Annotated in this window: 13 protein-coding genes; 3 read left to right on the top strand and 10 right to left on the bottom strand. The window is 68.9% G+C overall.

Translation table 11 applies throughout. The annotated features are described in order from the left end of the window. Window position 1 precedes the first annotated feature (1 nt). The 10 genes from AB7U46_RS04765 to AB7U46_RS04720 form a co-directional block, all read right to left on the bottom strand. The gene (locus AB7U46_RS04765) at window positions 2-235 is read right to left on the bottom strand and encodes a hypothetical protein (protein WP_428335794.1); all 234 of its coding nucleotides are present in this window, start codon (window positions 233-235) and stop codon (window positions 2-4) included. Beyond that, window positions 219-1,733, bottom strand: a complete 1,515-nt coding sequence (locus AB7U46_RS04760; RefSeq protein WP_428335793.1) for a cytochrome D1 domain-containing protein — start codon at window positions 1,731-1,733, stop codon at window positions 219-221. The genes AB7U46_RS04765 and AB7U46_RS04760 overlap by 17 nt, the downstream gene beginning before the upstream one ends. Window positions 1,734-1,842: 109 nt before the next feature. Further along, on the bottom strand, window positions 1,843-3,054 hold the full coding sequence (gene nirJ, locus AB7U46_RS04755) for a heme d1 biosynthesis radical SAM protein NirJ (protein ID WP_428335792.1): 1,212 nt from the start codon (window positions 3,052-3,054) through the stop codon (window positions 1,843-1,845). Window positions 3,055-3,057: 3 nt separating this feature from the next. Continuing rightward, a complete protein-coding gene (locus AB7U46_RS04750; RefSeq protein ID WP_428335791.1) occupies window positions 3,058-3,537 on the bottom strand; it encodes an AsnC family transcriptional regulator in 480 nt (159 codons plus the stop codon). After that, window positions 3,534-4,007 carry an Lrp/AsnC family transcriptional regulator gene (locus tag AB7U46_RS04745; RefSeq protein WP_428335790.1) on the bottom strand — a complete coding sequence of 158 codons (474 nt, stop codon included), beginning with the start codon at window positions 4,005-4,007 and terminating at the stop codon, window positions 3,534-3,536. Before AB7U46_RS04745 ends, AB7U46_RS04750 begins: the two co-directional genes overlap by 4 nt. Beyond that, a complete protein-coding gene (locus AB7U46_RS04740; protein ID WP_428335789.1) occupies window positions 4,004-4,999 on the bottom strand; it encodes an Lrp/AsnC family transcriptional regulator in 996 nt (331 codons plus the stop codon). The genes AB7U46_RS04745 and AB7U46_RS04740 overlap by 4 nt, the downstream gene beginning before the upstream one ends. 2 nt (window positions 5,000-5,001) lie before the next feature. Next, entirely contained in the window at window positions 5,002-6,165 is a 1,164-nt protein-coding gene (locus tag AB7U46_RS04735) for a cytochrome D1 domain-containing protein (RefSeq protein ID WP_428335788.1), read from the bottom strand. Continuing rightward, window positions 6,162-6,476: a c-type cytochrome gene (locus tag AB7U46_RS04730; protein ID WP_428335787.1), complete on the bottom strand. Its 315-nt coding sequence runs from the start codon at window positions 6,474-6,476 to the stop codon at window positions 6,162-6,164. The genes AB7U46_RS04735 and AB7U46_RS04730 overlap by 4 nt, the downstream gene beginning before the upstream one ends. Continuing rightward, window positions 6,469-7,248, bottom strand: a complete 780-nt coding sequence (gene cobA / locus AB7U46_RS04725) for a uroporphyrinogen-III C-methyltransferase (protein ID WP_428335786.1) — start codon at window positions 7,246-7,248, stop codon at window positions 6,469-6,471. The genes AB7U46_RS04730 and cobA overlap by 8 nt, the downstream gene beginning before the upstream one ends. A 69-nt stretch (window positions 7,249-7,317) precedes the next feature. Beyond that, window positions 7,318-9,081 carry a cytochrome D1 domain-containing protein gene (locus tag AB7U46_RS04720; RefSeq protein ID WP_428335785.1) on the bottom strand — a complete coding sequence of 588 codons (1,764 nt, stop codon included), beginning with the start codon at window positions 9,079-9,081 and terminating at the stop codon, window positions 7,318-7,320. Between the two features lie 144 nt (window positions 9,082-9,225). Here AB7U46_RS04720 and AB7U46_RS04715 point away from each other — a divergent pair, with 144 nt between their 5' ends. From AB7U46_RS04715 to AB7U46_RS04705, 3 genes are read left to right on the top strand one after another with little or no spacing between them, the layout of a single operon-like run. Next, complete coding sequence (locus tag AB7U46_RS04715) at window positions 9,226-11,379, top strand: 4Fe-4S binding protein (protein WP_428335784.1); 2,154 nt, start codon at window positions 9,226-9,228, stop codon at window positions 11,377-11,379. Next, window positions 11,376-12,599 (top strand): NnrS family protein, encoded by a 1,224-nt coding sequence (locus tag AB7U46_RS04710; protein WP_428335783.1) that lies wholly within the window; start codon window positions 11,376-11,378, stop codon window positions 12,597-12,599. Before AB7U46_RS04715 ends, AB7U46_RS04710 begins: the two co-directional genes overlap by 4 nt. Window positions 12,600-12,602: 3 nt before the next feature. Then, entirely contained in the window at window positions 12,603-13,490 is an 888-nt protein-coding gene (locus tag AB7U46_RS04705) for an FAD:protein FMN transferase (RefSeq protein ID WP_428335782.1), read from the top strand. Window positions 13,491-13,632 lie beyond the last annotated feature (142 nt).

Below are 13,632 nucleotides of genomic sequence, written 5' to 3'. Positions count from 1 at the left end.
TTCAGCCCTCGGCTTCGGCGATCAGCCCGCGCACCCATCGCGCTGCGGCCCAGGTGGCCGGCACGCCCAGCGGCACCGCCGCCGTCACTGCCCAGACCGGCGGGATCGCCGGCAGGCCGACCCATTGCCCCATCAGCCCCAGCATGAAGAGGTTGATCGCCACCGCCCCCGCCGAGAACGGGTAAAGCAGCAAGGCGAGGCGCCGCAGCGAGGGGAGCTCAGTGGCTGGTGCCATCATCGAAGGTGATCTTGTTCCAGACATTGTATTTCCCGATCGGTTTGCGCATCGGCAGGCGCTTCACCTCCTCGAAGGTCTTCGCGTCATAGATGATGACCGCGCCGTCATCCTCCATCAGCGAGGTGAAGACATAGCGCCCGTCGCGGGTGAATTCGGCATGCGCGAAAAGTTTGCCCGGCTCGGGCACGAGGCGGCGCACGATCTGCAGCGACTGCTTGTCGATGATCTGCATCTCGTCCTTGTGCGGGCCGAAGAAGACATCGGCCCAGACATAGGGCGATGCCTCGTGACTGCGCAGAAAGAACCCCGGCCCATCCATCTTGATCGTCTGCACGAGATGCCAGTCACTCATGTCGATGACCGAGATCACCCCGTCCTTCAGATGCGGCGTCGCCATCACCCGGTGCCCGTCACGCATCCAGGAAATGCCCGAGCCGAGATGCGGCATCCCGGGCAACGGCAGTTCGGCGATCTTGCGCCCGACGTCGAGGTTGATCACCTCGCCCTTGGTGCCCTCACGGTTGGTGCCGATCAGGTCGCGATAGTCGGGCGAGAAGAAGAAATCGTCGAGCGGCTCGTCGATGTCGATGCGCCGGCGCGCGAAGAGCCCCTTCTCGGCACCGAGGCTCTCTTCCATCGAGGCCTCGTAGCTGTGCACGAAACCGTCGTGGAACGGCCCGCCCTCGGGATCGGTGGTGACCTCCCAGATCTCGGGCGCGTCCTTCAGCGCGAGCACGAAGCTCTGCCGTTCGGGCGCCTGATAGACCGCAGAAACGCGCGAGGGGGTGCCGTCGCGCGCGACCACGTCGATCACCTTCACCACGCTCAGATCCTCGGTCGAGAGGATCGTGAGCGTCTGCGGCAGGTAATTCGCTACCGCGAGCCACTTGCCATCGGCGCTCATCGCGATGTTGCGGCTGTTCAGCCCGGCGCGGATCTGCCCCACCACCTGCAGTGACCAGATGTCGTATTTCTGCACCCAGCCATCGCGGCTCATGACGAAGACATAGCGCCCGTCGGGCGAGAATTTCGGCCCGCCATGCACCGCGAAGGGCGTGGCGAAGCGGTCGAGCACCTCGAACGTGTCGCCATCGAGCACCGAGATATGGTGGTCGCCCGCCTCGACGACGAGGGTGATGTTCATCGGATCGCCCGGGAACACCGGCGCGCCCGCCGGATGGTAATCGGCATTCATCTCACGGCTCGCGCGCGCGTCCTCGACCGTCCAGCGCGGGGTCTCGGCAAGCGAGGTCGAGATATAGGCGGCCAGCGCGGCGATCTCCTCGGGGCTCAGCCGGTCCCTGAACCCCGCCATCTGCGTCGCGGGCCGCCCCTCGGCGATCACCTTTTCAAGCGACGGCCCCATCATCCGCCCCAATGTTTCGGGGATCAGTGCGGGGCCGGTGCCGCCGAGGCGGTTCTCGGCATGGCAGGCCGAGCAGTTCTCGGCGAAGAGCGCGGCGCCATCGGGGCCCGCCGCCCCCTGCCCCGGCATCAGCGCGAGGAGGAGGGTGAGGAGGCCTCCGGCGGGGATATTTAGCCACTTTGGAAACGGCGATTGCGCTTCCAAAGTGTTCAAATATCCCCCGCGGAGCGTCCCGAACTCAGAAGAAGCGGTGCGCTGGGTCATGGCTCTTGCCTCGGAAAGGAGTGACTTGCAGGCGCTCGGCCTCGGCCGCAAGGCCGATCTCGGCGGCGCCGAGGTAGCAGGCCGGATCCTCGGCCCAGGGATCGCCCGAGACCTGCAGCGCCCGGATCCTCGTGTTGCCGCCACAGACCGCCTGATAGGCGCAGGCGCCGCAGCGGCCCTTGAGCGGGCGCGGGCGGGTGCGCAGGGTGGCGAGCATCGGATCGGCCCCGGTCCAGAGCGCGGAGAACGGCGCCTCCTTGACCGAACCGACGGTGTAATCGGACCAGTAGGTATCGGGATGCACCCGTCCCTGGGTGTCGATATTCGCCACGCCAAGCCCCGAGGAATTGCCGCCCCAGGCCTCGAGATGGGCGCGGACATGGGCCGCCTTCGCGGGGAAATTCGTCTCGACCCAGCGCAGGAAATAGACCGCATCGGCATCGTTGTTGCCGGTGACGATCTCGAGCGGGCGGTTCGCGGCCAGCCCCTCCCAGGCGCGCGCGATCAGCAGATCGAGCGCGGCCCGGGTGCGGGCGTGTTCGGTATCGTCGCCGCGATGCTTGTCGCCGCGCCCGGCATAGACGAGATGCGAGAGGTAGAACTTGTCCACCCCCTCGCGCTCGCACAGATCGAGCATCGCGGGAAGCTCTCCGGCATTGTCTTCGGTGAGGGTGAAGCGCAGCCCCACCTTGACGCCCCGCGCCAGAAGCGCGCGCACCCCGTTCAGCGCCGCCTCAAAAGCGCCGTCGAGGCCGCGGAACCAGTCGTTCGTCGCGCCGATGCCATCGAGCGAGATGCCAACGTAGTCAAAGCCGAGATCGGCGATGCGCCCGGCGTTTTCCGCGGTGATCAGCGTACCGTTCGTCGAGAGCGAGAGATGCCGGAAGTCGAGCGCCCTCGCCCTCTCCGCAAGTTCGAAGAAATCGAAGCGCGAGAGCGGCTCGCCCCCCGAAAGGATCAGCGCCGGGATGCCGAAGCCCTTGAGGTCGTCGAGCACGCCCATCGCCTGCGCGTGGCTCAGTTCACCCGGAAACGGCCGGTCGGCCGAGGTGGTGTAGCAATGCCGGCAGCGCAGATTGCAGCTGCGCGTGAGGTTCCAGATCACCACCGGTTTCACCCCGCCCGCGCGGCGGCGCACCGGTGTCGGCTGCACCAGTTCGCGCATGTATTGGCTCAGTCGGAACATGTCTCAGCCCTCGGCAAGGCGCAGCCCGGTCTTCTTCAGGATGCGCGTGGAATAAAGGATGTCGCTTGTGCGGCAGGCGGGGCCGAGCAGGGCGGCGATCACGGCACGCTTCGCCTCGACCTCGGCGCGGGTGGTGCCGTGGATCATCGCGAAGAGGTTATAGGGCCAGCCCTCGGCGCGCGGGCGCAGGTAGCAATGCGAGACGAAATCGAGCGCGCCCACCTCGGCGCCCAGGCGCTGCGCGCTTTCCTCCGCGACATCCCAGACCGACATCCCGTTCGCCACCTGGCCAAGCGCATAGTGATTGGGGGCGAGCGCGACGCGCCGGATCGCGCCACCCGCCTGCATTGCACGCATCCGCGCGATCAGATCCGTCTCCGCGATACCGACCTGCCGCGCGATCTCGGCATAGGGTTCGGCGATCAGCGGCAGACCCGACTGGGTCGCGGCGATGATCTTGCGGTCGATGGGGTCGAGACTCATAGCTGCATCCGGAAGCCGATAAAGAACTCTTCGAGTTTCGGGAAACGGAGGACGCACATCCCCGTTTCCCGCTCGATCTCACGCGCCACCTGTTCGATGCCCTCCGGCGCGACCGCGGCCAGCACGAACCACATGTTCAGGCGGTGATTGCGTTCATAATTATGCGCGACCTCGGGGTGGGCATTGACCAAAGTCATGACCTCCCCGAATTTCGCCGCGGGCACTTCCATCGCGCAAAGGCAGAAGGCCCCGCCCAGCGCGGCGGCGTCGTAGAACGGGCCGAAGCGGGTGATCGCGCCGATCTCGCGCAGCCGCGCGATGCGGCGCAGAAGCTCCTCGACCGGGATGCCGAGCGCGGCCGCGGGCGCGGCGAAAGGATCCGGGCCGATCGCCACCCCCTCCTGCAAAAGGTTGATCGCGGCGCGATCGGTGGCGTCGAGCGCGCCCTCGGGCAGAACCGCGCGGCTCATTCCGCGGCCACCGCCGCCGTCGGGCGCCCGGCAAGCATCGCACCGGTCTGCTTGAAGCAGCGGATCGAGAACAGCACCTGTTTCGTCGCCCCCGCGAGTTCGGGCAGCGCGGCGGCGCCTTCGAGCACCTCGAAGGCCTCGCTGCGCGCGCGGGCGTGGATCATGCAGAAAAGCGGATAGTCCCATTCGGGGCGGCGCGCGCGTTCGTAGCAGAGCGTCACCCCGGGATGGCGCACCAGCGCCTTGCCCGCGGCGGCGATGCGCTCCTCGGGCAGGTTCCAGGCGACCATCGCGTTCGAACGCCAGCCGAGCGCGCGGTGGCGCACGATCACGCCCAGCCGGGTGATGATCCGCGCCTCGATCAGCGTCCCGATCCGGGCGATCACCTCGGCCTCCTGCAGCCCGAGCCGCGCGGCCAGCGCCGCATAGGGCCGCGACACGAGGTCGAGCCCGTCGGTCAGCGCCTGCAGCAGCGCGCGATCCCCCGCGCTCAGCACCGAGAGATCCGCAGGCCTGTCGAGCGAAAGCGCATGGCGCGGCCCCTCAAGCGCAAAGCCGAGGTCGATGTTGAAGGCGCGCACGAGCGGCAGCATCAGCACCCGCAGCCCCGAAGCCGCCTCGATCCGCGCGACGATCGCGTCGCGCTCGGCCAGATCGGGCGCGGTGACGACGAACCAGAGGTTCCAGTCGTTCTCGCGCAGATAGGAATGGTTCACGCCCGGCTCGGCGCCGACGATCTGCGCCACCTCCTCGACGCGCCACTCGGGCACCGCCATCGCGGCGAGGCTCGAGGCGCCGACGGTATTGGGCCGGCAGGTCGCGCCGACGCGGGCCATGGTGCCGGTCGCCCGCAGATGGGCGAGCCGTGCGAGCAGCACCTCCTCGGCGACGCCGAGCGCCGTGGCGATCTCCCGGAAGGGTTCCGCCACCAGCGGCAGATCGCGCTGCCAGTCACCGAGGATGCGGGCGTCGAGGTCGGAAAGCAGCGGCATCGTCACAATCCCATCTTGTGGGCGCGCGCGGTGAAGAAGATGCCCGAAGGGCTCTTCGCCGCGATCTCGCCGATCGGTTTCAGGGTTTCGGTGTCGTAGATCACGACCTTGTCGGCGTCGCGCACGGAGACCCAGGCCTCGGTGCCGCGCGCGGTGAACTCCATGTGCAGCACGGCGGGGCCGGGCTTCAGCTCGGCGGTGACCTGATGCGTCATCGCGTCGATCACCTGCACCGTGTCATTGAGCGGATGGGCAAAGTTCACCCAGACCTGCCGCCCCCCCGGCCGCGCCATCGCAAAGACCGGCTGGCCATGCGTCTCGGTGCGACCGGTTTCCTCGAGCGTGCGGCTGTCGATCCAGAGCACCTCGTGGTGATGCACCGCGGGCAGCACGATCTGCTCGCCCGCGCCGGCCCAGCCCTCGAGATGGGGCATCTTGTAGACCGGCATCTCCTCGCTGCCGCGGCCGTAATGCGGCAGGATCTTGCGCGGCTTCGGATCCTTCGCCCAGAGGTCGATCGCACTCAGCCCGTCCTCGCCGAAGAGGCCGGCGATATAGGTGCGCCCGTCCTCGGTGATCAGCGCGTCATAGGGTTCGCGGCCGATATCGGCGAAGGTGGTGACCTTCGGCGCCGGCCCCGACATGTCGACGATCTTCGTTTCGCCCGTGTCCCAGACCGAGAACAGGAATTTGCGCCCGGGCGCATCCTCGAGGCCGAGCGCCTTGCCCCCGGCGGGGATCGCGGCGACCTGGTCGAGCGTTTCGGCATCAAAAATGTTGATCCCGCCCGGCTCGTAATTCGCCACCGCGATCAGCTTGCCGTCGTCGGAGATCGCGCCGCCGATCGAATTGCCCGCCTGCAGGACGCGCTTGACGATCTTCTGGGTGAGCAGGTCGAGCTTCGTCAGCCCACCGTCGCGGCCGAAGACATAGGCATAACGCTCGTCGTTCGAGAACACGAGCGAGGCGTGGGAGAGATCGCCGAAACCCTCGACGCGCGCAATCGCGGCATGCTCGGACTGGTCGATCACGAGGACCGAACCGGTGGCGCGTTCGATCACCACGCCAAGATCGCCGGTCGCGCGCAGATCGTCTGCAAACGCGGCGGGGACAAGCGCGGGGGCGGCAAGGAAACTGCACAGGAAAAGCGCGGCAAATCTGGTCATTTCTCTTCGATCCCAAGCAGATAATCGGCGATCCAATAGGCCTCGGCCTCGCTCATCAGCGGTCGCCAGGGCGGCATCGCGGTTTGCGGAATGCCGTCGAGGATGATCGTCGCGATCCCCTCGCGGTCCTGCCCCTCAAGCGCCTCACGGGTGAGGGGCGAGCCAAGGCCGCCCTTGCGCGTCATGCCATGGCAAGCGCCGCAATCCTGCGCGACGAGATGTTCGAGCCGCGCCGCATCAGCCGCCCCGATGCCCTCGGCGCAGGCCGGGGCCGCGACGAGCGCCGCAAGCAGCAAAAGCCCCCTAGGCATGGGCCGCGGCCCCCAGCCGCTCGGGCCAGTCGCCGCAGGGCAGCCCCTGCGCGGCGACGAGCGAGACGGTGCGGCCGACGAAGAACAGCACCGGCGCGGGCAGGCCCTCGGCCTCGCAGGCGATGCGGTCGAGGCGCGCGACCACGCGGCATTCGCGCGGCGTGGTGGCAGAGGCGACCGCCATCGCCGGCGTCGTCGCCGGCAGGCCGCGCGCGATCAGCTCGCGCGCGATCGTCGCCATATTCGCCGCGCCCATGTAGATCACCAGCGTGGTGTCGGGCGAGACGAGGCTGTCCCAGTCGAGATCGAGCGCGGCGTCGCGCGCGCGGTGCCCGGTGACATAGCGCACGCCGGTGGCAAGCCCGCGATGGGTCAGCGGCACGCCGGTCGAGCTGGCCGCACCCTGCGCCGCGGTGATGCCGGGGATATACTCGACGGCGATACCCGCCGCGCGCAGCTCCTCCGCCTCCTCCGAGCCACGCCCGAAGATCAGCGGATCGCCGCCCTTGAGGCGCACCACCGTCAGCCCCTCGCGCGCGAGATCGACGAGCAGGCGATTGATCTGATCCTGCGGCACCGAGTGGAACCCCGCCTCCTTGCCGACCGAGATCATCCGCCGCCCGGGCGGCACCAGCGCCATCACCTCGGGCGAGACGAGCCGGTCATAGACCACGGCATCGGCCGCCTCGATCGCGCGGATCGCCTTGAGCGTGAGCAGCTCCGGATCGCCCGGCCCCGCCCCCACCAGCATTACCTTGCCTGTCGTCATCATCTGCGCACCCGTTCCTGGAATGTCTGGATCGGAGGGGCCAGCAGGCCCCCCCGGGTCTTTCGGCACCGCTCAATAGGTGTCGGTGCGGGTGTTCAGCACGTTGAACTTGCCGGTCGGCGTGATCAGCCGCGGATCCTTGATCACCGTCTTCAGCTTGAGCGTCTTGTCATCGACGACGACGATCGCGCTTTGCTTGTCCTTCGAGTTCCAGACCGAGAACCACACTTCCGAGCCGTCCTTGTTGAACTCGGGCTGCACGACGCGCGGCTGGCCTTCGGGGATGCCCGCCCACTCGCCGATCGGCAGCGTGGTGAATTCGGGATCCTTGTCGGTCTCGCCGTTCATCTTCGAGATGTCGAAGACCGCGACCGAGGAGGAGATCTCCGCCTCCGGGTTGAGCGGCGCATCGACATAGAGGTGGTTCGAGCCCGGATAGGTCTTGATGAAGAGCGAGCCGCCGCCCAGCGCGTAGAAGCTGTCGACGATCTTCCAGGCCTGATCGGGGTGACCCTCCGGATCGGTGCCGATCAGCGCGACCGAGTCGTCGCCGAGGTGCGAGGTCGCCCAGACCGGGCCGAAGACCGGGTGTACGAAGTTCGCGCCACGGCCCGGGTGCGGGGTCTGGCCGCCGGTCTCGACCAGGGTGACGAGCTTGTCCTCCTTGGTGTCGACCACCGCGACCTTGCCGCGGGCATTGGCCGCCACCAGGAAATAGCGCTTCGTGCTGTCGAAGCCGCCGTCATGCAGGAAGCGTTCCGCCTCGATTTCCGTCGTCTTGAGGTTCTTCAGGTCGGTGTAATCGACCATCAGGATCTTGCCGGTCTCCTTCACGTTGACGATGAACTCGGGGTGGTAATGCGAGGCCACGATCGAGGCGACGCGCGGTTCGGGGTGATAGACCTGCTCGTCATAGACATTGCCGCGGGTCGAGACGATCTTGAGCGGCTCCAGCGTCTCGCCGTCCATGATCACGTATTGCGGCGGCCAGTAGCTGCCGGCGATCGCGTATTTGTCTTCCCAGCCCTCGAATTTCGAGGTCTCGATCGAGCGCGCCTCCGAGCCGACCTTGATCTCGGCCACGGTCGAGGGCGGATCCATCCAGAGGTCGATCATGTCGACCTTGGCGTCGCGGCCGATCACGAAGAGATAGCGCCCCGAGGCGGAGATGCGCGAGATATGCACCGCATAGCCGGTGTCGATCACCGTCTTGATCTCGTAGGTATTCGCGTCGATCAGCGCGACCTGACCGGCGTCGCGCAGCGTCACCGACATCAGATTGTCGAGATCGAGGTCGTTCATCTTCTTCGTCGGCCGGTCTTCCGGCTTCACGATGACCTTCCAGCTCTCCTTCATCTCCGGCATGCCGAATTCCGGCGGCGCGGGCGGATCGAGCATGACATAGCGCGCCATCAGATCGACCTGGGCCTCGCTCAGCTCGCCCGAGGTGCCCCAGTTCGGCATGCCCGCGGGCGAGCCGTAGGTGATGAAGCTCTGCAGGTAGTCATAGCCGTGTTCGCGGGTGATGTCGGGGGTCAGCGGCTTGCCGGTCGCACCCTTGCGCAGCACGCCGTGGCAGCCGGCGCAGCGCTGGAAGTAGATCGTCTTCGCCTCGTTGTATTCCTCCTGCGTCATCACCGGATCGTCGGCCTTGCGGCCGGGGATCTCGACGTTGATCTGGGCAAGCGTCGTCATCGAGGGTTCGTAGGCGGCGGCGGGGCCGTCGGCATGGCCGACCGGCTTGTCCTCGGCCCAGGCGATGGAAACGCCAAGGGCGAGGCCGAGCGCGGCACTCGCAAGCAGCGTCCTGCGGGCTTTGGGGGCTAGCGTGGTCATCGGGAATTTCTCCGTTCGCTGGTGAGGCGAGGCGGAGAATGCACAAATCCGTGAGCGCGCTTCCTTGACTTTTGTTAATGCGATCGCGGGTCGGCGTCGCGAAAGTCGGCCCGGGTCTGCAGCCGACCCGGATGGAACCTCGCGATGTGCCACTCGACCCTCTCCCCGGAAAGCGCCCGCCCCCTCTTCCGGCGCCTTCACGGGTCGCTTGCGCGCGGGCTGACGATCGCCGCGCTGGCGCTCGCATCGGTTCTGTCGCCGGCGCCCCCCGCCCGGGCGGAAAGCTTTTCCTCGGGCGGGGTGGTCGCCTCCGACGCGATCGAGGCCGCCGCGCCCGACGCGGCGATCGGCGCGGATCTTTTCGGCCAAAGCGCCCCGGTGCGCATCGAGCGCCTCGCCGACGGGGTGCCGGGCTGGGCCGCGCGCGACGGCACCGGCGCGCTTCTCGGCTATATCGGCTCGACCTGGGAAATCGCCGGTTCGGTCGGCTATTCCGGCCGCCCGCTCGACGTGCTCGTGGCGATCACGCCGCAGGCGAAGATCGCTGGCGCAAAGCTGATGCGCCATTCCGAACCGGTGCTGACGCTGGGCATCTCCGACGCCGACATCGCGCGTTTCGTGAACGGTTTCGCCGGTCTCGACCTCGCCGCGGCGCGCGAGGACATCCTGAAACCCGCCGATGACCTGCCCGACGTGATCGCCCGCGCCACGGTCTCGACCGGGGTGATCCGCGACGGCATCCTGCGCAGCGCGCGCACGCTGGCGATCGGGCGCGGGCTGATCGCGGCGGGCGGCGGCATCGACCGGCTGAGCTATGCTCCCGCCGACTGGGACGCGCTGCTTGCAATGGGCGCCCTTGCGCAGGCGCATGTCACGATGGACACCGCCGCGACCGCGCTGGCCGGGGCGAGCGTGCCCGTCCCCTCGGGCCCCGGCGCCTTTCTCGACCTCTGGACCGGGCTGATCGACACGCCGACCGTCGGGCAGAACCTGCTTGGCCAGCAGATGTTCACCCAGGCGGTGGGCGCCCTCGGCCCCGGCGAGACGGCGCTGATCGTGATCTCCGCCGGGGTGCAGTCGCCCCGTGGCACCGCGTGGAAACGCAGCGGAAGTTTCGAGCGGATCGCCGTGGTGCAGGGCGCGCAGCGCATCATGCCGCGCGCCGAGGATTTCCTGCTGATCAAGAAGCTCGCGATCGCGGGCGCGCCCTTTGCCAAGGAGATCTCGGTGTTCCGGATGCCGGCGCAGGGGTTCGAGCCGACCCTGCCCTTCCGCGTCGAGATCACCGCCGCGCGCGACACCGCGGCGGGCGGCACCGTCGCGATGGTGATCGGCGCGGATTACGCGCTGCCCGATGCCTTCCGCCTCGCGCCGCCCCCCGAACCCGAGGCGCTCTGGCACGAGATCTGGCGCGCGAAACGGGTGCAGACGGTCTTCACCGCCGCGATGCTCGGCGCGCTCACGCTGATCCTCTTCGCGCAGGAGGGAATCGTGCGGCGGCCGAAACTCTGGCGCCGGCTGCGCATCGGCTTCCTCGCCACCACGCTTTTCGGGCTGGGCTGGGGGATCAACGGGCAGCTTTCGGTGGTGCAGGTGATGGCCTTCGTGCAATCGCTGCTGACCGGCTTCCGCTGGGAGACCTTCCTGATCGAGCCGGTGATCTTCCTGATCTGGAGCTTCGTCGCGCTTGGTCTGCTGTTCTGGGGGCGCGGGGTCTATTGCGGCTGGCTCTGCCCCTTCGGCGCGCTGCAGGAGCTGCTCAACACCGCCGCGCGGCGCCTGGGCATCCGCCAGATCGCCGTGCCGCAAGCGCTGCACGAGCGGCTCTGGGTGATCAAATACACCCTCTTCGTGGCAATCCTCGCGCTGGGTTTCTACTCGATGCATGACGCGCTGGTGCTGGCCGAGGTCGAGCCCTTCAAGACCGCGATCTCGCTGCGCTTCCTGCGCGCCGGACCCTTCGTGCTCTTCGTGCTGGCGCTGCTTGGCGCCGGGCTCTTCATCGAGCGGTTCTATTGCCGCTACCTCTGCCCGCTCGGCGCCGGCCTCGCGATTCCGGCGAAGCTGAAGATCTTCGACTGGCTGAAGCGCCGCCCCCAATGCGGACGCGAATGCCGGCTGTGCGAGCCCTCCTGCACGGTGGGCGCGATCGACCCGCTCGGGCGGATCAACCCCAATGAATGCGTGCTCTGCCTGCGCTGTCAGGTGATCTACCACGACCCGACCGGCTGCACCGTGCTGAAGCGCCGCGCCCGTGCCGCCGCCCCGACATCCCCCGCCGCAGGAGCGCCGAAATGACCCTTCCCGCCCGCCTTTTCGGCGAAGGCTTCCGCATCTTCTTTCTCGCCGCCGGGATCTTCGGGCTGATCGCGGTGCTCTGGTGGGGGCTCTGGCTCGCCGATCTCGTCGCGCTGCCGCCCTCCGCCGTGGCGCCCGGCACGCTGCACGGCCATGAGATGATCTTCGGCTACGCCGCCGCCGCGATGGGCGGCTTCTTCCTCACCGCCGTGCCGAACTGGACCGGGGCGCAGGCGGCGAAACATCTTTTCATCGCGAGCGTCGCCGGGATCTGGCTTGCCGGGCGGATCGCCACGGCGCTGTCGGGGCATCTGCCGCCCGCGCTCGTCGCCGTGATCGACCTCGGCTTTCTGCCGGTGCTCGGCGCGAAGCTCCTGACCCAGCTGCTCAAGCGGCCAAAGCCGCAGAACCTGATGTTCCTCGCGCTGATCGCGCTGATGGAGGCGGGCGAGGCGCTGGTGCAGGCGGATTGGCTCGGCCTCGGCTGGGGCGATGCGGGGCGTGGGCTGCGGCTTGGTCTTTACGCCGCCTGCGCGATGATCGCCGTGCTTGGCGGACGGGTGACGCCGGCCTTCACCCGCAACGCGATGCTGCGCGAGGGGGTCGAGACCGGACTGCCCGTCTCGCGCCGCCCGCTCGAGGCCGCGGGGATCGCCGCCGCGATCGGCGTGGCACTGGCTGCGCTGCTCGACCTGCCCGAACCGGTGACGGGGGCGATGGCGCTCCTCGCCGGGGGGGCGCAATTGGCGCGGCTGATCGGCTGGCGCAGTCGCTGGACCCTGCGCCAGCCGATCCTCTGGGCGCTGCATCTGGGCTGGGCGCTGCTTGGCCTTGGCTATCTGCTCACCGGGCTCGCCGCCTTCGGGATCGGCGACGGCTTCGGCGCGCTGCATGTGCTTGGCATCGGCGCGGTGGGCGGCATGACGCTTGCGGTGATGAGCCGGGCGAGCCTTGGCCATACCGGGCGCGCCCTCGTCGCGCCGCGGCCGGTCGTCCTGGCTTACGCGCTGATCCCCGCCGCGACGCTCGCGCGCTGGCTCGCGAACGCCTGGCCCGCCGCACACGATCCGCTGACGCTCACCGCCGCCACGCTCTGGTGCGCGGCGATGGCGCTTTTCCTGGCCGCGCTCGGGCCGGCACTGCTTGGCCCGCGCGCCGTCACCCGGCCCCCGGTCGGCCCCGCGCCGCCGTTTCGGCCGCGCCCCAATGTCGCGGAGTGAGCCATGCTGAACCGTCGCCGTTTCCTCGCGCTGAGCGCCTGCGCCACCGCCCTGCCCGCGCGCGCCGCGCCGCCGGTCGCACGCTGGCACGGGGCGGCGATGGGCTCCGCCGCCACGCTCACGCTGAGCGGGCTCGACGATCACGCGGCGCGGCCGATCTTTGCCCGGGTCGAGGCCGAGCTGGCCCGGATCGAGGCGCAATTCTCGCTGCATCGCGACTCGGCGCTGACGCGGCTGAACCGTGACGGCCGCCTCGCCTATCCCGACCGCCAGATCCTCGATCTCTTCGCGCTCGCGGGCCGGGTCCATGCCGCCACGGCGGGCGCCTTCGACCCGACGGTGCAGCCGCTCTGGCGCGCGATCGCGGAGGGGCACGACCCCGGCGCGGCGCGCGCGCTGATCGGCTGGGCGGGGGTCGAGGTCACGCCCGCAGAGATCCGCCTCGCACGGCCGGGGATGGCGCTCACCTTCAACGGCATCGCGCAGGGCCATGCCGCCGACCGGATCGCGGATCTCCTGCGCGCCGAGGGGATGCGCGACGTGCTCGTCGACATGGGCGAGATCGCGGCGATGGGGCAGCGGCCGGGCGGCGGCCCCTGGCGGTCGCAGATCGTGGGGCCCGATGGCCTTCCCGCGGGGCGGCTCGATCTGCGCGACCGTGCGCTGGCCACTTCGGCGCCTGCGGGCACGCGGATCGGCCCCGGGGGCGACGCGCCGCATATCCTCGATCCGCTCGGACCGCGCACGCCGCGCTGGCGGCTCGCCGCCGTCGCCGCGCCCCGGGCCGCGCTGGCCGATGCGCTTTCGACCGCGGCCTGCGTGATGGACCGCGTCGCGATCGAAGCCGCGCTCACGGCCTTTCCCGGCGCCACGCTCGTCGCGCTCGCCTGAGCGCCAGGCCCGCGCGCGGAATTCCCGACGGATTCACACACGATTGACTTTCGTTAAGGCGAGTCACCCCCCGCCGCGGCGAAGTGAGCCCACGATCAACCGCTCCGAAAAGGAGAGCGCATATGCGCGAAGTCATGACCAA

Source organism: Paenirhodobacter sp. (genome assembly GCF_050177655.1).
In the GTDB taxonomy this organism is placed as follows: domain Bacteria; phylum Pseudomonadota; class Alphaproteobacteria; order Rhodobacterales; family Rhodobacteraceae; genus Rhodobacter.
The sequence above is the reverse complement of the archived record's forward strand: the minus strand, read 5'-3'. Positions and strand labels throughout refer to the sequence as shown.